At 64.1% G+C, this 16,584-nt stretch carries 14 protein-coding genes; 10 read left to right on the top strand and 4 right to left on the bottom strand.

The annotated features are described in order from the left end of the window. Window positions 1-71: 71 nt before the first annotated feature. From V5A20_RS00080 to rplI, 7 genes are all read left to right on the top strand, one after another. Window positions 72-2,234, top strand: coding sequence for an OstA-like protein (locus tag V5A20_RS00080; RefSeq protein ID WP_332326497.1), 2,163 nt, complete (start codon window positions 72-74; stop codon window positions 2,232-2,234). Continuing rightward, window positions 2,231-3,016 carry an LPS export ABC transporter ATP-binding protein gene (gene lptB / locus V5A20_RS00085; RefSeq protein WP_332314337.1) on the top strand — a complete coding sequence of 262 codons (786 nt, stop codon included), beginning with the start codon at window positions 2,231-2,233 and terminating at the stop codon, window positions 3,014-3,016. The genes V5A20_RS00080 and lptB overlap by 4 nt, the downstream gene beginning before the upstream one ends. Before the next feature lie 138 nt (window positions 3,017-3,154). Continuing rightward, the gene (gene glmS / locus V5A20_RS00090) at window positions 3,155-4,993 is read left to right on the top strand and encodes a glutamine--fructose-6-phosphate transaminase (isomerizing) (protein WP_332314338.1); all 1,839 of its coding nucleotides are present in this window, start codon (window positions 3,155-3,157) and stop codon (window positions 4,991-4,993) included. 365 nt (window positions 4,994-5,358) lie between these two features. Beyond that, on the top strand, window positions 5,359-6,432 hold the full coding sequence (prfA, locus tag V5A20_RS00095; protein ID WP_332314339.1) for a peptide chain release factor 1: 1,074 nt from the start codon (window positions 5,359-5,361) through the stop codon (window positions 6,430-6,432). A gap of 304 nt (window positions 6,433-6,736) precedes the next feature. Continuing rightward, window positions 6,737-7,132 carry a 30S ribosomal protein S6 gene (gene rpsF / locus V5A20_RS00100; protein ID WP_332314340.1) on the top strand — a complete coding sequence of 132 codons (396 nt, stop codon included), beginning with the start codon at window positions 6,737-6,739 and terminating at the stop codon, window positions 7,130-7,132. Window positions 7,133-7,186: 54 nt separating this feature from the next. Beyond that, window positions 7,187-7,399, top strand: coding sequence for a 30S ribosomal protein S18 (rpsR, locus tag V5A20_RS00105; protein WP_011404118.1), 213 nt, complete (start codon window positions 7,187-7,189; stop codon window positions 7,397-7,399). A gap of 54 nt (window positions 7,400-7,453) precedes the next feature. After that, on the top strand, window positions 7,454-7,903 hold the full coding sequence (rplI, locus tag V5A20_RS00110; protein WP_332314341.1) for a 50S ribosomal protein L9: 450 nt from the start codon (window positions 7,454-7,456) through the stop codon (window positions 7,901-7,903). Window positions 7,904-8,252: 349 nt separating this feature from the next. Here the strand turns inward: rplI and V5A20_RS00115 are convergent, their stop codons facing one another. The 4 genes from V5A20_RS00115 to V5A20_RS00130 form a co-directional block, all read right to left on the bottom strand. After that, complete coding sequence (locus V5A20_RS00115) at window positions 8,253-9,401, bottom strand: trans-sulfuration enzyme family protein (protein ID WP_332314342.1); 1,149 nt, start codon at window positions 9,399-9,401, stop codon at window positions 8,253-8,255. Window positions 9,402-9,422: 21 nt separating this feature from the next. After that, window positions 9,423-11,123: a chromosomal replication initiator protein DnaA gene (gene dnaA / locus V5A20_RS00120; protein WP_332314343.1), complete on the bottom strand. Its 1,701-nt coding sequence runs from the start codon at window positions 11,121-11,123 to the stop codon at window positions 9,423-9,425. A gap of 284 nt (window positions 11,124-11,407) precedes the next feature. After that, window positions 11,408-12,553, bottom strand: coding sequence for a 4-hydroxyphenylpyruvate dioxygenase (hppD, locus tag V5A20_RS00125; protein WP_332314344.1), 1,146 nt, complete (start codon window positions 12,551-12,553; stop codon window positions 11,408-11,410). A gap of 101 nt (window positions 12,554-12,654) precedes the next feature. Continuing rightward, the gene (locus tag V5A20_RS00130; RefSeq protein WP_332326498.1) at window positions 12,655-13,356 is read right to left on the bottom strand and encodes an energy transducer TonB; all 702 of its coding nucleotides are present in this window, start codon (window positions 13,354-13,356) and stop codon (window positions 12,655-12,657) included. A 290-nt stretch (window positions 13,357-13,646) separates the two neighbouring features. On the opposite strand from V5A20_RS00130, the gene V5A20_RS00135 reads away from it, so the two are divergent. The 3 genes from V5A20_RS00135 to V5A20_RS00145 all read left to right on the top strand — a co-directional run bounded on the left by V5A20_RS00135 (window position 13,647) and on the right by V5A20_RS00145 (window position 16,570). Continuing rightward, entirely contained in the window at window positions 13,647-14,654 is a 1,008-nt protein-coding gene (locus V5A20_RS00135) for an MDR family oxidoreductase (protein WP_332314346.1), read from the top strand. Between the two features lie 120 nt (window positions 14,655-14,774). After that, the gene (locus V5A20_RS00140) at window positions 14,775-15,980 is read left to right on the top strand and encodes an NAD(P)/FAD-dependent oxidoreductase (RefSeq protein ID WP_332326499.1); all 1,206 of its coding nucleotides are present in this window, start codon (window positions 14,775-14,777) and stop codon (window positions 15,978-15,980) included. A gap of 167 nt (window positions 15,981-16,147) precedes the next feature. Beyond that, window positions 16,148-16,570 carry a DUF4174 domain-containing protein gene (locus tag V5A20_RS00145; RefSeq protein ID WP_263789510.1) on the top strand — a complete coding sequence of 141 codons (423 nt, stop codon included), beginning with the start codon at window positions 16,148-16,150 and terminating at the stop codon, window positions 16,568-16,570. Window positions 16,571-16,584: the final 14 nt, after the last annotated feature.

Here is a 16,584-nt window from a genome sequence, read left to right on the forward strand (position 1 = left end):
GGGCTTTGGTGTAGAAACCCCGCCGCCGAGCAAATTGTCTGTCTTCAAGGTTTCCCCGCCGCACGGTTTGTATGACCGGGTCACTGGGCCATTGGACGTGGTGCCTTCTGAGCCGCGCCGTGCTTGGAGCGGTCCTCGGAGGCGTTCTGTTGGCGACGGGAGACGTTCGAGCGCAGTCTACAGAGGATACGTCCCGCGTGGCCCCGACCGGCGTGGAGCCGGCAGGCCTGGACTCGTTGCCGACCGGTGAGGAGGGGGCTCCGCCCCGGCCCGTTTCGTCCCCGTCCGACACAGGTGAATCCTCGCGTGTGCTCGTCAACGCCGACTCCCTGAGCACACACTCGCTGAACGGAGAGCGCGTGCAGGAGATGTTTGGGAACGTCTTCGTCCGGCAGGACACCACACGGTTGCAGTCGGCCTACGGTCGGCGCTACCTCAGGCGGAGCGATCTTTTGTTTATCCGCGACGTGGTTATTTACGAGCGGGGCGACACCCTGCGCGCCGATACCGTGCGGTACGACCGTGCAACGGAGGTTGGAGATGCCCGAGGGGCGGTGCGGTTGACGAACGGGGATGTGGACGTGCGGGCCGACAGTGCGCGGTACTACGCCTCGGAGAAACGCTCGGTCTTTCCCGACAGTGTCGTCCTCGTCGATGACGACCGCGAGCTACAGGCCCAGCGTGGGACCTACTGGTCCGACGAGGGGCGTGCAGAGTTCGGGGGGCGAGTACGCCTCACCGAGCCGGGGGTGACGCTTCTCGCTGATTCGCTTACGTACTATCGCGATCGCGACCGGTCCATTGCCTACGGAAATGTCTTCATTGACCGACAAGGAGACGGCGAGGCGGACGCCGACACCACGGCGCGGACGTATCTGTTCGGCGACCGAGCGGACAACCGGGAGGCTCGTCGTTACAGTCGGGTAGAGGGGGACGCGCTTCTGGTGCGCGTTCGGATGGATTCGACGGGGGCCCCGAGCGATACGTTGGTGGTCCGGGCACGCCGGCTGGAGGCCTTCCGCACAGACACGCATCGTCGGCTGGTGGCGGTGGATTCGGTGCGCATCTGGCAGCGCGACCTGTCCGCTGTGGCGGACTCGGCGGTGTACGACCGCGTCGTGGCCACCAGTCCTGACAGCCTGGCCGGACGCGACGTGTCCATTGATACCACCCGCCCCTCCCGAGACTCGCTGACGGCGCGGGTCCAGCCGGGGTCGCGTGGCCCAGACCTGCCCTCGGGCCCGCCTCCGGACACATTGCAGGAGGAGTCCGACCCCTCCCCCGGTCCGGCTCGAGGTCGGGCCCAGCCGGTGCCCGACACGTCCGCTCGTGCGGCCGCGGCGGACACGGCCCGCCGCCCCGGCACCGCAGCGCAGCAGGGAGACAGCCGCGCCTCCGAGGCGCCGCCAGGAGCGTGGGCCACCCCCACGGCGCAGGCTGATAGCTCGTTGCCGATCGAAGAGACCCGCTTGTTTCAGTCGCCCATGACGTGGTTCGAAGACAGCCAGGTGTGGGGAGACTCGATCCGGGTGCGGGCCCGCGACCGCAGCCCTGATACGGTGTTCGTGCGGGGCTCCGGATTTGCGGCCCAGCGGGATTCGGTCCTGGATCGAATTCAGCAACTGAAGGCCGAAACCATCACCGCCTTCTTTGGGGGTGGGGCCCTCCGCCGCATTCGTGCACGCCCGAATGCCCGAGCCATCCGGTTCCTGGCGGCCGAAAATGATTCGTTGAACGGGGCGGCCCGTACCTCCGGCGATCGCATTGCGCTTCGCTTCGTCGACGAGAGCGTCGAGCGCGTGAGCGTCATCGGGGGCACACAGACCACGTACTACCGGAACAATGAGACCATTCCGGACCCTTTTGAACTGGAGGGCTTTCAATGGACCCCAGACCGGCGCCCGACCCCCAAAGAATTGCTTCGTGATGCGCGGGTCCGCCGACGGCTTGTTGGGGACTCGCCCGAGCCCCGCCGTCCCGGGGCGGGACCAATCGCACGACCCGGTGTTGGGAGAGACTGGAGCGCCCAGCCCGACTCAAGCACCCGGGCTGTGCCCGGTGGACCGTTCTCCACCGAGTCCACGCCGCTTCTTTTCTGGCAGGACCCGGTGTCGGGACGTCTTCCCCCGGATTCTACAGCACGCCCCGGGACGGTGCCCGACTCCCTCCGAACGCTCCCGCACGTAACTGAACCGGCTGATACCACCGATACGCCCCCCACCCCCGACTCATGAACGCCTCGTCTCCCAACGGGTCTTTTACGGACCGAGAGGTGTCCGGAGAGCCGGCGACGCTTGCCGCCCGGCACCTCACGAAGCGGTACGACAAGCGGGCCGTGGTTGACGACGTCAGCCTGGAGGTGGAGCAGGGGGAAATCGTGGGCCTCCTCGGGCCGAATGGGGCGGGCAAGACGACAACCTTCCACATGATCGTGGGCATGATTCGTCCGAATGACGGGGCGATCCACCTGGAGGGTGACGAGATCACGCAGCTTCCGATGTACAAGCGGGCACGCCGGGGGGTGGGGTATTTGGCCCAGGAGACCTCCGTCTTCCGGGAGCTTACGGTAGAGAGCAACTTGCACGCTGTTCTCGAATTTCAGTCGATGGGCGACGAGGACCGTACGGCCCGGGTGGAGTCGCTCATCCAGGAATTTGGATTGGAGCGGGTGCGAGAGTCGAAAGGATACGAGCTGTCCGGGGGGGAGCGCCGCCGCACCGAAATTGCCCGGGCCCTGTCCACCCGTCCCCGGTTCCTGTTGCTTGACGAGCCATTCGCCGGGGTGGATCCCATTGCCGTCGAAGACATCCAGGGCATCGTTGCGGGCCTCCAGGAGCGCGGCATCGGGGTGTTAATTACAGATCACAACGTGCACGAGACCCTTGCAATCACGGATCGTGCCTATTTACTATACGAAGGGCAAATCTTAAAGCATGGCACCGCGGAAGAGCTTGCGGCCGACCCCGAAGTGCGGAAGCGGTACCTGGGCGAGAAATTTTCGCTTGACCGGTACTAATCGATCCCGCGTCCCCTGGTAGGTTTTTTGCGGGGCATTTCCTCGACCTTCTGGAGTTTCGTTGTAGGTGCGGGACCGTCCCTGCCGGGACGTCCTGTTCTTCCATCTCTTTCCTCAACCCATTCCATCTGGACGCTCATGTGCGGAATTGTCGGATACATCGGAGATCGAGAAGCCGAAGACCTGTTGCTCACGGGACTGAAGCGCCTCGAATATCGCGGATACGACTCGGCCGGCCTCGCGACGGTCGACGACGCTGATCTTCATGTTCACAAGCAGGAGGGAAAGGTCGACGATCTCCGAAATAGCCTTGACGGCGCGCCCATGGCGGGAAGCGTGGGGATCGGGCACACGCGCTGGGCAACGCACGGGGCCCCGAATGACGTCAATGCGCACCCTCACGTCAGCTCCGACGGGGCCTTCGCCCTGGTGCACAACGGCATCATTGAAAATCATGGGACCCTGAAGGAGCAACTCGAAGAGAAGGGCTACACGTTCCAGAGCGAGACCGATACGGAGGTGCTCGTAAAGCTCATTGAAGAGGTGAAGCGGGCCACGGACCTGTCCCTCTCGGAGGCAGTGCGGCAGGCTCTCACGCAGGTGGTCGGGGCGTACGGCATCGCCATCGTGTCGGGAGAGGATCCAGACCTTCTCATTGCGGCCCGCAACGGAAGCCCACTCCTCCTGGGGGTGGGCGACGGCGAGTACTTTCTGGGATCCGACGCCGCCCCCCTGGTTGAGCACACCCGACAGGTCGTCTACCTGGAGGATGGAGAGATGGCGACCCTGCGCCGCTCCGGGTACGAAGTGACGACCATCGACAATGAACCGCTGAAAAAAGAGATCCACGAACTGGAATGGTCGCTTGGCGAGATTGAGAAGGGAGGATACGACCACTTCATGCTGAAGGAGATTATGGAACAGCCCGATGCCCTGGAGGACGCGATGCGGGGTCGGGTGCGGCCGGAGGACAACCAGATTCACCTTGGGGGCCTCCATGGCCACTGGGATCAGCTGCGAGAGGCCGATCGGATCGTCATTGCGGCGTGTGGGACCTCCTGGCACGCGGGCCTCGTGGGGGAGTACCTTATCGAGTCGGCGGCCCGCGTCCCGGTGGAGGTCGAGTACGCGAGTGAGTTTCGCTACCGCGATCCGGTACTGCGGGAGGGCGACGTGGTGCTCGTGATCTCCCAGAGCGGCGAGACGGCCGATACCTTGGCGGCGGTGCGAGAGGCCCACAGCAAAGACATCCCCTGCTTTGGCATCTGCAACGTCGTGGGGTCGACCATCGCCCGAGAGACGGATGCGGGCGTCTACCTGCACGCCGGGCCCGAGATTGGCGTCGCATCCACGAAGGCCTTCACCGCGCAGGTCACGGTCCTCTCGATGATCGCCCTCAAGCTGTCGGAGGGGCGCACGCTGTCGAAGGCGGAGCTGGCCGACAACATCCGTGCCCTCGCGGGGGTGCCCGACAAGGTGCGCCGTGTGCTGGACGCGAGCAACGGCGCGCTCAAGTCGATGGCCCACACCTACCGGTACGCGTCGAATTTCTTGTACCTGGGGCGCGGATACAACTTTCCCGTGGCGCTGGAGGGGGCGCTCAAGCTCAAAGAGATCTCGTACATCCACGCCGAGGGCTACCCGGCGGCCGAAATGAAGCACGGCCCGATCGCGCTGATTGACCGCTCCATGCCGGTGGTCTTCATCGCCATGAAAGACAGCACCTACGACAAGGTGCTCTCGAACATCGAAGAGGTGGCGGCACGAGAGGGCTCAGTCATCGCAATTACCGACGACAAGGACGAAGAACTGGAGTCGCTCTGCGAGGTCGTCGTCGAAATTCCGCGCACGAAAGAATTTCTCTCGCCCCTTCTCACGGTCATCCCGCTGCAGCTCCTGTCGTACCACATCGCGGTGCTACGGGGGTGCCACGTCGACCAGCCCCGCAACCTCGCGAAGAGCGTGACGGTGGAGTGAGCCATCTGCGCGATGATTGTTGTTGTGGGCAGACAATAAAGTCCAAAACCGCGGAAGAAAGTTATCGGTGATGTCCCCCCATCGAGGCCCGCCTCTGAGGTGAACGCGGCCCCACCGGCCAGAACTGCAGGTCCCTCTTAGCTCTCCATGGCGACGGCGCAAATTGGCGGTTCTGCTGCGGGGGCGGGCCGTGAGACGAGAAGAAGGAGAGAGGCCCTCCATTCCAGGGCGCCGTGGGCCTCCTGGCTCATGATGCCCACGGTCGGCCGCGGTTCTGGACACGGAGGGCCGCCCCGCTGGACGAACCCGATGCCCATGCCCCCGTACAGTGTCTCTGCTGTTGATACGTCAAGCCTTCCCTCTCTATGATCGAACGCGAGAAGCTCGATAAGGTCAAGCGGCGCTTTGAGGAGGTTGAAAGCCTCATGGCGGACCCGGAGGTCGCCAACAACCCGGACCGGATGCGAGAGCTGGGCCAGGAGCACAGCCGCCTCGAAGAGGTCGTGGAGGCCATCGACCGGTTCGAACGACTCCTCGACGAGCGGGACGAGCTTGAAGAGATGATTCGGGACGAGAGTGGAGAGATGGAGGCCCTGGCGAAAGAGGAGCTTGAACAGCTTGAGCAAAAGCTTCCGGCGGTGGAGGAGGATCTGAAGCAGAAGCTCATTCCGAAAGACCCAGAGGACGAGAAAAACGCGATCGTGGAGATTCGGGCCGGAGCAGGAGGGGACGAGGCGTCGCTCTTTGCCGGCGATCTGTTTCGGCTCTACACGCAGTATGCGAAGCAGCAGGGATGGGCCTACGAGCTCATTGACGCGTCGCCGGGCACACAGGGTGGATTTCGAGAAGTTATTTTCGGCGTCAAGGGGGAGGACGTGTACGGCACGCTCAAGTACGAGGCGGGCGTGCATCGCGTGCAGCGCGTCCCCGAAACCGAGTCGAGCGGCCGCATTCACACCTCGGCGGCCACGGTGGCGGTCCTGCCGGAGGCCGAAGAGGTGGACGTGGACATCAACCCGAGCGACCTCACCATCGAAACGTTCAAGGCCACCGGGCCTGGCGGCCAGTCCGTAAACACGACCGACTCGGCCGTACGCATCAAGCACGGGCCGTCGGGCGTGGAGGTGTCCTGCCAGGACGAAAAGAGTCAGCACAAGAACCGCTCGAAGGCGATGCGCGTCCTGCGCTCTCGCGTCTACGAGAAAAAACGGCAGGAACAGCAGGCCGAACGTGAAGAGGCCCGCCGGTCCATGGTGGGGAGCGGGGACCGGTCGGCGAAGATTCGGACCTACAACTTTCCCCAAGACCGCGTGACCGACCATCGTTTAGAGGGGGGGCAGAAAAATCATTCCCTCCAGCCCGTCATCGAAGGCGGAATCGATCCGATTATTGATGCCCTCCGCGCCGAAGAGCACGCCGAGAAACTGGCAAATCTGTAGGGCGTTGCGTGGCTCACGTCGCGTGTCCCCTCAGGAAAAGCAGCCACGCAATACGCGTCCCAAAATCCCGTTCCGGCTTCTGGCCGCGCAGTGACGCTCGACGATCAGGTGCTGCACTCGGGGTCGTTGCTGGCTGATGCCACCCCAAATCCTCACCCTGTTTTCAAGGCCATTGTGCGACCTTGTTGGGGCGCGGTCGTACACACACATTGCGGTTTTTCCCTGCTCCTCCGCACACCGACGGCTGTCGGGGTTCTACGAGGGGCATGACTTCATTCCATCCCAAAGGGACCAAGCACACGACATGGCAGAAAAGTATCAGTACGAGCTCACGTACGTCATCAGTGGGGTCGTGAAGCAAAACCAAGTGGACGACATTGTCCGCAAGGTGAATCACCTTATCGAGAGCAACGAGGGCGACGTGCTTGAGGTCGACGAGTGGGGCAACCAACGCCTCGCCTACGAGATCGATCGCAAGCGCAGTGGCTACTACGTGAACATGTATTTTCAGGCCCCGGGTGCGCTCATTCAGCGGCTTGAACGGGAGCTGGAGGTCAACGACGACGTGCTCCGCTACCTCACCCTGCGTATGGACGCGAAGATGCAACGCCACCATGAGAAGCGCAAGCAGCGCCAGGCGCAGGAGGCCGCCGAAGAAGAAGCGGCGGACGAGTCCGACGAAGAGGACGACGCGGAGTAGCGCGTCCAGATCCCTGCGTTTCCGAGTCTCTCGAACTTAGGCTTTCAATGACCCATGGCTGACCAAAACGACGTCGACTACGAACACCTCGAATACGTGGACTACAAGGACACCGAGTTCCTGGAGCAGTTCATCAACAATCAGGGCAAGATCCTGCCGCGTCGCGTGACGGGCGTTCCGGCCCGCGTGCAGCGTCAGATTACGAAGGCGATCAAGCGTGCCCGGCACCTCGCCCTCATGCCCTACGTGTCCGAGTCGGTCCGGTAGCCGACCTGGACGGACTGTCTCCACCCTTTCCGACCGATTTGATCCGATTGCATCATGCAGATTATTCTTCTCAACGACGTGGAGCACCTTGGCGAAAAAGGGGAGGTCCACGACGTGGCCGACGGCTACGGCCGCAACTACTTGATCCCACAGGGGCTCGCGCGAGTGGCCACCGACGGCGCGATTCGCCAGCTGCGCGATGAACAGCAACAGCAAGCCCGCAAGGAGGCCGCCAAAGAAGAGCAGGCCGAGGAGCTGAAAGACGAGCTGGAAGACATGCAGGTGGTCTTCACCGCGAAGGTGGGGGAGGACAACCGCATCTTTGGAACCGTGACGACCCAGCAGATTGCCGTCGAGCTCTCGAACCGAGGCTTCGACATCGACCGGCGTGCCATCGAGCTCGATGAGGACATCCGGTTCGTCGGGGCGTATACGGCGACCATCGACATTGGCCATGGGCTTGAGGCCACCCTGGACATTCAGGTGATTCCAGAGTCCGGTTGACCGACGGGTGGAAGTGCCTTCGAAGCCCTACAGGCGGCTTCGAAGCGTCTTCCCGCTGTCCGCGGACCCGCACGTCGGGCTGCAACAGATCCTCTCCGCCGGCGCACGGGCGTCGGCCTCAGGCCTCCTGCCTCGCCGATGAGGCGTTTGGGGCCCGACCGGACTGAATGTTCGTGATCGGGTGTCTTCGACCACAAGATCGACTGGTCCGTCCCCTTACGGGCAATCATTTCACGTAGAGCCTCGTCGGGCAGTCCCTCCGAGACCGAGTGCGACGTACAGCGACAGAACGACCATGATGCGCTGTGACATGGGGCACGAGGGCAGGAGGCGACGGGGGGAGAACGAGCTAGTCCCCCAGTCCGGCGTCGAGGGCCCCGGTGAAATCTTCGATGAGATCGCCAGCCCCTTCCAGCCCGACAGACACCCGCACAACGCGCTCAGTAATTCCGAGGGCGTGTCGGATCGACGGATCCACGTCCTGGTGGGACGTGTGGATGGGTTGCGTCACGAGCGTCTCGACGCCGCCAAGGCTGGGGGCACGCAGGGGAAGCGAGAGGGCTTCGAAAAACGGGTCGATCTCGACCGCAGGGGAGAGCCGGAGACTAACCATGCCCCCGAACCCGTCGAGTAGGGCCTGCGCCCGATCCCGGTTGGGGTGGGACGGAAGGCTGGGGTGGTGGACCTGCTCAATGCCCTCGTGCTCCGTCAGTGCCCTGGCGAGGTGGCCAGCGGTCGCGTTTTGCTGGCGGACCCGAACCCCGAGGGTTTTGAGACTGCGGTGCAGAAGAAAGCACGCGTGTGGGTCCAGGGTGCCCCCGAGCAGCTTCGCCGTGCGGCGCACATCCTCCAGCCACGCCGAGGCCCCGGCCACCACGCCCGCGGCAAGGTCCGAATGCCCCCCTAAATATTTGGTGGCAGAGTGGACCACCAGGTCGAACCCCAGGGTGGCGGGGCGGAGGTTGACCGGGGAGGCAAACGTGTTGTCGATGACGGTCGCAAGCCCGTGGTTCTTGGCAACATCGACCATCCCCTTCAGGTCGGGGATGCCAAGAAGGGGATTTGCGATCGATTCAGTGAAGAGCACCGCGGTGTTCGGCTGAAGGGCCGACGTCCACGCATCGGGCGCATCGTCGGCGACAAGTGTATGGGTCACCCCAAAGCGGGGGAGCAGGTCGTTGAAAAGAGCAAGGGTGCCGCCGTAAAGGCTCTGTGGCGCTACGAGGTGGTCGCCGGCCTCGAGTACGCTCAAAAGGGCGGAAGAGATGGCCGCCATGCCGCTCGCCGTGACGAGGGCACCGTCCGTCCGGGTGAGGGACGCGAGCTTTTCGTGGAGTGCCTCGTGGTTGGGAGAATTGTTATATCGGATGTACCGGGGCGTCGCGCCCGGGTCATCGTGGGCGTACGTGGCGGTCTGGAACACCGGCATCGACACGGCGCCCTCAATCCGTGGCTCCGGCTCGCCGGCGTGAATGGACCGAGTATCAAGGGTGGACATGGGCCGGAGGAGAAGGTGCCGCTACAGACTTGAAGACAGCGACCGATCTTGAAGGCTGGACTGTAAGGAAGAAATGGTGCCCTGCAACTCGGCGTCGGACTCCAGGGCGTCTTCGATCTTGCGATAGGCGTGGATCACAGTGGAGTGGTCGCGTCCGCCGAAGCGAGAGCCAATGTGGTCGTACGACTCGTCCGTCAATTCACGGCAGAGGTACATGGCGATCTGACGGGCCTGGGCCACTGTCTGCTTGCGGGAGCGGGAAAGCAGATCGCCCTTCTCGAGGCGGTAGTGCTCGGCGACCTGTTCGATAATGTCGTCTGCGCTCAGCGAATCGGCCCCTTCATCTGTGTGCTCGCGGAGGAAACGTCGGGCCGTGTCCAGATCCAGCTTCTTGTCGTCGAGCTGAACGAGGGCCGTGAGGCGAGTGAGGGCGCCTTCGAGTTGGCGTACGTTTGAGTCGATGCGCTGGGCAATCAGCTCCAGCACGTCCGGGGAGACGGCAATGTCCTGGCGGGCGGCCTTGCGCTGTAGGATTGCGATGCGGGTTTCGAGGTCTGGGCGCTGAATGTCGGCACTCAAGCCCCACTGAAAGCGTGAGAGCAACCGCTCCTCAATGCCCGGAATTTCCGCCGGGGGCCGATCGGCACACAGAAAGATCTGCTTGCCGTTTTGGTGCAGGTCGTTGAAGATGTGGAAGAACTCCTCCTGGGTTTTCTCTTTCTCGCCGAAGAACTGAACGTCGTCGACGATGAGGAGGTCGGCCTGGCGGTAGTAGCTCGAAAACGCCGCGATCCGATTTTCGCGGACTGACTGCACGAACTGGCTCGTGAACCGGTCGCTGGACACGTAGAGCACCCGCTCGGCCGTGTTGTGCTCGAGGGCGTAGTTGGCGACGGCCTGAGCCAGGTGCGTTTTGCCGAGTCCCACGCCGCCGTATACCAACAGGGGGTTGTAATTGGTGCTGCCCGGCTCTTGGGCCACGGCGAAGGCGGCGCTCCGGGCCAGGCGATTGCCATCGCCTTCCACGAACTCGTCGAACGAGTACTCGGGGCGAAGGTGCTGCTTGGCCTGCTCGTAAAGCGCCGATCGCTCGTCCGGAGAGCCTGCCTCGCCCTGCGCGGGCGACGGTGCGGGGGAGCCCTCTTCCGAAGAAGCACTTGACGAGTCCGCAAGGTCGTCGGAGGGGGAGCGGGATGCCGCCTGTCCAGCGGACGAAGCCGCCCCGCCCGACGCCGGCTCTGACGATGAAGACCGGCGGACCGGTTCTGGCTCCGTAGCGGACGGGGCGGAGGGCCCGGACGGACGGGGCTGAGCCGAGGGGCGACTGCTCTGTTCGTCGGGAGAGGACGTTCCGGCGGAGGACCGATCGGCAGGCGATGCGGACGAGGGAGCGTCTGCCTTTTGGCCGGAGGACTCGGTGGAGGTGGAGCCGGCGGAAATTTCGTCGGGACGTTCGTCCTCCGGGGCTACCTGGTAGGCCACGTCGGTCGGCTCCCCCACAGCCTCACTCACCGCCTGTCGGATGGAGCGCTGAAATCGACTCCGCAGGTACTGGATGCCAAACGGAGTGGGCACCTGGAGGCGCAGCGTAGGGGCCCCTTCATCCGTCGACAGGCTCAGCGGCTGGATCGGATCGAGCCAGTTCTGGACCGTTCGCTCCGGAAGCGTCTCGCGAAGGTCGCGAAGCGCAGAACGCCAAGCGTCGGAGGCGGACGGGACCATAGACGAAGAGGAGGCCGTGCGTTAGCGGCGACAGAGCACTGGCGCCAGCGAAGGGCAAATCGACAATTGCTTAACGTAGACCTCAGCCGTGCAGAACGCAAGCCCGTCCCGGAAAAATTTAAAGAGGAGCGGCTTTGCGACGCTGACGGTCTTTCCGAAGGGGGCGGCCCGAATGCGCCTCGGCGATGGGGCTTCAGCCGAGGCCCAGGCCGCTGATTGAAGACCGATTGAGACGCGGTTCAGCGCCTTGAAATCCGCTTTGGGAGATCCCCCGTGGTGACCAATTACAAGTTGCCGCGACGCTCCTGCTCTCGCTCCATGGCCTTAAACAAGGCCTTGAAATTGCCGGCCCCGAACGAGCGAGCGCCTTCTCGCTGAATGATCTCGAAGAAGACCGTGGGGCGGTCCTGGACCGGCTTGGTAAAGACCTGAAGCAGGTAGCCGTCCGGGTCGCGATCCACCAAGATGCCGAGCTCCTCTAGGTCGTCAATGGATTCGTTGATGGAGCCCACGCGCTCGGCAAGCACCTCTCGGTCGTAGTACGTATCTGGAACGTGGAGAAACTCGACGCCGCGGCGACGAAGTTCGCGCACGGACGCAATGACGTCGTCGGTAGCGAGCGCGATGTGCTGCACGCCGGCCCCTCGGTAGAACTCAAGATACTCCTCGATCTGGCTTTTCTTTTTGCCCTCGGCGGGCTCGTTGATGGGGAATTTAATCTTCTCATCGCCGTTGGCCATGACCTTTGACATCAGGGCCGAATATTCGGTGGAGATGTCCTGGTCGGTAAAGTGGAGCATGTTGTAGAAGCCCATCGTTTGGGCGTAGTACTCCACGTACTTGTCCATGTCGCCCTCGTGGACGTTGCCCACACAATGGTCTACGTACTGCAGCCCCGTCGGCGCCGGCGGCGACCAGAATTCGTTCTCCCAGCGCTCAAAACCGGGGAGGAAGGGCCCGTCGTAGTTCGACCGTTCAACGAAGGTGTGTACGGTGTCGCCGTAGGTGGCAATCGTGGCGGTGACCACCTGTCCGTGCTCGTCCTCGTGCACGGTGGGTTCCTGGATGGGGGGCGCGCCCCGCTTCGTCGTTTCCTCGAACGATGAGGCCGCATCGTCCACCCAGAGCGCGATGTCCTTCACGCCGTCCCCGTGCCGCTGGACGTGCTCGCCGATGGGAGAGTCTGGCCCGAGGGCGGACGACAGCACGAACCGGATGTCGTTCTGTATAAGGAGGTAGCTCACCTTCTCCTCGTGCCCCGTTTCCGGGCCCAAGTAGCCCTCAATCTGAAAGCCAAACAGATGTGCGTAGTAGTGAGCCGCCTGTTTGGCGTTGCCGACGTAAAACTCGACGTAGTCGGTGCCGTTGATCGGAAGAAAATCCTCGGGGGTCTCTACGTCGGACTCAGGAGCGGCGGTCGGAGTGGGCATGGCGGTAGGGGGCTGTGTGTGTAGGGGCTCGGAAGCGCTTTCAACGTGAGCACTACTGAGTACTTTTTCTCGACGCAAACGTTTCCGATACACGTCGTGAGCTAGGAGTCTTGCGGAGAGGTCCGGCCCGCGGTGGCGCGGCTCGAGATCTTGAACCGGATGGGGAGGCGGAGGCGGATCGGAACGGGATCTCCGTCCACCTTGGCGGGAATAAACTCGACCGACCGGATCCCGTCCACGGCGGCAGAGTCGCACAGCGGATGGAGGGGGCTCGCCACCTCAATGTCCGTCACGCTCCCATCGGGCTGGACGAGAAACTCAAGCTCCAATCGCCCCTCAATTCCCTGTGCGCGTGCCTCCTCGGGGTAATTCAGGTTGAGGTACAGGCTCCCCTTGCCCCCGACGATCCGTGGCGTCTGGTCCGAGGCGTCGAGCGTGCTCGCAAACTGTGCCCTCTCTCGATCTGCTGTGGGGCCTGAATCGCCGGGCTTGGAGTTCCCAGTGTCCGGGGACGGCCCCGAACGAGATTGGGTCTCCGATGGTGCGTCGGGAGAGGGGGCGGTGCCGGTGGGGGGAGGGGCGCGACCGGCCACACGTTCTGCGTCCGTCTCGGCGGACTCCTCGGCCACGACGTCGCTGAGCCGGATTCGGTCGGCCGACGAACTGGCTGTCCACCCAACCCTCGGAGTGGGCCGTTGGATCGGAAGGTGAGTCAGGGCAATCAGGAGGGCGAGACTGGCGACGAGCCCGAGCATGCAGCGCGTCGGATAGGCACCGAATATGGCGTCTGTGGTCGTGTCCATAGCGAAGGGGGCCAAGTGGGGGCGTCCATCAGAAGCTGCCCGGTGGACATAAAGCCGAGATCCGCGAAGTCGCAGCGCCCTGAGCGGAGCACGGAGACACTCGCTGTACTGCACGTACACAGCTTGAGAACAGCATACTACTTCTTTATACGAACAATTGGCAAAGTGATTCCGGGGAGCGGGCCTGGCACATCCTGCGGAGAGCCTCGTGGGGGCGGACGAACCAACTGGGGGCGGTCGGTGTGGCATGGGGTGCGTGCAATGTCCACTTGACCCAATCCCTGACTTTTATGTTTTCGGCACTTGTGCTCGACGACTCAGGGGGAGAGATTCAGGCGCAGATTCGGCAACTCCGGCCCGACGCTCTTCCGAGGGCTGGGAGGGAGGAGGTGCACCTGGAGGTCTTGTATTCGAGCCTGAATTACAAAGATGGCCTGGCGGTAACGGGCCGCGGGCAGGTGATCCGGGGAGACTATCCCATTGTGCCGGGCATCGACCTGGTCGGGCGCGTCCTCGACACTGCTCACGACGCGTTCGAAAAGGGGGATCACGTAATCGGAACCGGTTGGCAACTGGGCGAGGTCGACTGGGGAGGATACAGCCAACAAGCGAGGGTGGCGGGACGCAAGCTTGTCCCGCTCCCCGACGGATTGGCCCCGGCCCACGCCATGGTCATCGGGACGGCCGGCCTCACCGCGATGCTCTCGGTCATGGCGCTCGACGAACACGACGTATCTCCGGGGGATGGGGCGGTCGTTGTGACCGGAGCATCGGGCGGGGCCGGAAGCATTGCCGTTGCGTTGCTGGGGGCGCTCGGGCATGAGGTTGTCGCTGCTACGGGAAGTGAAGCGGCGCACGCATACCTTCGATCGCTCGGGGCGGACCGAATTGTGCATCGTCGTACGTTTGAGGACGGTCCGGGCCGTCCCATGGAGTCGGCCCGCTGGGCGGGAGCGATCGACGCGGTGGGCGGAGACACGCTCGCGACGCTCATTGCGCAACTAGAGCGCCACGGCAGTGTGGCGTCGTTCGGAAATGCGGGGGGACACGAGCTGCGGACGACGGTTCTTCCGTTCATCCTCCGGGGGGTCAATCTCCTGGGCATTGACTCGAATACGTGTCCCAACGACCGTCGCCGAACGGCCTGGACCCGACTCGCAGATCTGCTTTCCGACGCACACCTTGATCGCATTCACGCCCGGACCATTGCGCTCGAGGACCTGCCGCAGGCGAGCGAAGAGGTTCTGGCGGGCGAGGTGCAGGGCCGAATTTTGGTGGACGTGCAGGGGGACGGATAGCGGGAGCCATCGCAATCCATTGTCCCCGAATCGAGCGGGTGTTGTCTCCGTACGAGAGCGCATGTGGACGCGAATGCTCGCCGCCACAGATCTTTTCCGGCAACAGCCCTACCCGATTGCATGACGGTCTCCATCTGGCAGCAGGCCCACCGAACGCAGGAAACGGCCTACGACGTCATCGTCGTCGGCGGGGGCATCGTCGGGTGCTCAACGGCCTACTGGCTGGGGCGCCGCGCTCCGTCGCTCAACGTTGGCCTGCTGGAGGCCCGGACCCTGGGGGCGGGAGCGAGTGGGCGGAATGCAGGCTTTGTGCTGCAGGGCACGCACGCCGATTACCGCACGGACATGGAGCGCTACGGAGCGCAGACGGCCCGTCGACTGTGGCAGTTCACACGAGAAAACCGCGACCTGCTCTCGGCGGAACTGCGGGGCACTGCGTTTTCGTGGCGGGCCGACGGCGGGCTCGTGGCGGCCGGTACCGAAAAAGAAGACAAGCGGCTTCGGGCCAGCCTCCCGTGCCTCCGCACGGCGGGGGCGCCGGCCGTCCACCTCGACGCGGAGGAGACCAACAATCGGATCGGAGCCACGGGATTCCACGGCAGTCTTTTCATGACCACCGGGGCGCTCGTCAATCCGCTCCAACTCGTCCATCACATTGCTTCGGAGAGCGAGGCTAAGGTACACACCCAACACCCGGTCCACCGCGTGCACTGGCGCGACGCGGGGGCGGTCCTGGAAACGCCCGATCGGCACTTCCGAGCGCCCCGCGTGGTCTTTGCTCTTGGGCCGGCCCTGTCGGAGCTGGTGCCCGAAGCGTCGGCCCTCGTCCGTCCAGTGCGGGCCCAGATGTTGGCGACGGCCCCGGCCCATGGAAGGCACATCCCGGTGCCGGTGTACTCGCACCGCGGCGGGTTCTACGTGCGGCAACAGGGCGACCGGCGCGTGCTCGTCGGGGGCGGACGCCACTCGCACCGGGAGGCCGAGGAGACGAGCACCGACGCTACGACCCCGGCGGTGCAGGCCACCATCGAGCGCTACCTCCACACCCACTTTCCGTGGAGCCAGTCACTCGCCATCGAGCACCGCTGGAGCGGGACCATGGGCTTTTCGCCGGACGGACGGCCCGTGGTCGGGCGCGTGCCCGAGCACCCGGAGGGGGTCTTTGCCACCGGGTTCACGGGCCACGGCATGGGCTACGGCTTTCGGATGGGGCGCCTGCTGGCAGACATGGCGTGTGGGGACGACACGCCGGAGGCCTTCGACTTGTTTGCTGCTGCCCGCTTCGAAGACGCCCCCGACAAACGATCGGGAACAGCCACAGACTGATTTCGGACCACAGGGGTCTGGCTGGCGGGGCCGTGCGCCCGGCGGCACTGCTGGAAATGGACCCTGTAGACCAGGGGAAAGAGTGCTCCAGCCCCCAACGACAACGCCCTTATTCGATGCGACAGCTGTTCCTTGCTTGCGTCTTTTTGGTGCTGCCTATTGTGGTCATGGCTACCCCTGCCGACACGATTGACTTCCGCCTCGAAGATCATCGGTGGGAGCACCGGCTGCTCTTCGTATTTGCGCCCGGAGACACCAGTGAAGCCCTGCCCCAGCAGCAGCAAGCCTTCGCCGACCGCGACGCGGGGTTTCGGGACCGCGACCTTCTGTTGCTCACCGTGACGGACAGCGACCAGGGCGCGTACCGCACCGCTCCGGGCGCCGATCCGCGGCCGCTGACGGAGGCAGCGGCCCGGCGGCTGCGCAAGCGGTTCGACGTGGCGCCGGACGCGTTCCGGGTCGTGCTGGTGGGCAAAGACGGCACCGAGAAGCGCCGTGACGCAGAGCCTGTCTCCGCGCGCTCCCTCTTCGACACCATCGACGCGATGCCGATGCGCCAGCGCGAGATGCAGGAGCAGAATGGGGGCTAATCGTCAGAAACTAT

Origin of the sequence: Salinibacter sp. (assembly GCF_036626415.1) — a bacterium.
In the GTDB taxonomy this organism is placed as follows: domain Bacteria; phylum Bacteroidota; class Rhodothermia; order Rhodothermales; family Salinibacteraceae; genus Salinibacter.

Bases quoted from the DNA above. Each gene is read 5' to 3' on its own strand.
- V5A20_RS00080 (WP_332326497.1), top strand. From the start codon at position 72: ATGACCGGGTCACTGGGCCATTGGACGTGGTGCCTTCTGAGCCGCGCC.
- lptB (WP_332314337.1), top strand. From the start codon at position 2,231: ATGAACGCCTCGTCTCCCAACGGGTCTTTTACGGACCGAGAGGTGTCC.
- glmS (WP_332314338.1), top strand. From the start codon at position 3,155: ATGTGCGGAATTGTCGGATACATCGGAGATCGAGAAGCCGAAGACCTG.
- prfA (WP_332314339.1), top strand. From the start codon at position 5,359: ATGATCGAACGCGAGAAGCTCGATAAGGTCAAGCGGCGCTTTGAGGAG.
- rpsF (WP_332314340.1), top strand. From the start codon at position 6,737: ATGGCAGAAAAGTATCAGTACGAGCTCACGTACGTCATCAGTGGGGTC.
- rpsR (WP_011404118.1), top strand. From the start codon at position 7,187: ATGGCTGACCAAAACGACGTCGACTACGAACACCTCGAATACGTGGAC.
- rplI (WP_332314341.1), top strand. From the start codon at position 7,454: ATGCAGATTATTCTTCTCAACGACGTGGAGCACCTTGGCGAAAAAGGG.
- V5A20_RS00115 (WP_332314342.1), bottom strand. From the start codon at position 9,401: ATGTCCACCCTTGATACTCGGTCCATTCACGCCGGCGAGCCGGAGCCA.
- dnaA (WP_332314343.1), bottom strand. From the start codon at position 11,123: ATGGTCCCGTCCGCCTCCGACGCTTGGCGTTCTGCGCTTCGCGACCTT.
- hppD (WP_332314344.1), bottom strand. From the start codon at position 12,553: ATGCCCACTCCGACCGCCGCTCCTGAGTCCGACGTAGAGACCCCCGAG.
- V5A20_RS00130 (WP_332326498.1), bottom strand. From the start codon at position 13,356: ATGGACACGACCACAGACGCCATATTCGGTGCCTATCCGACGCGCTGC.
- V5A20_RS00135 (WP_332314346.1), top strand. From the start codon at position 13,647: ATGTTTTCGGCACTTGTGCTCGACGACTCAGGGGGAGAGATTCAGGCG.
- V5A20_RS00140 (WP_332326499.1), top strand. From the start codon at position 14,775: ATGACGGTCTCCATCTGGCAGCAGGCCCACCGAACGCAGGAAACGGCC.
- V5A20_RS00145 (WP_263789510.1), top strand. From the start codon at position 16,148: ATGGCTACCCCTGCCGACACGATTGACTTCCGCCTCGAAGATCATCGG.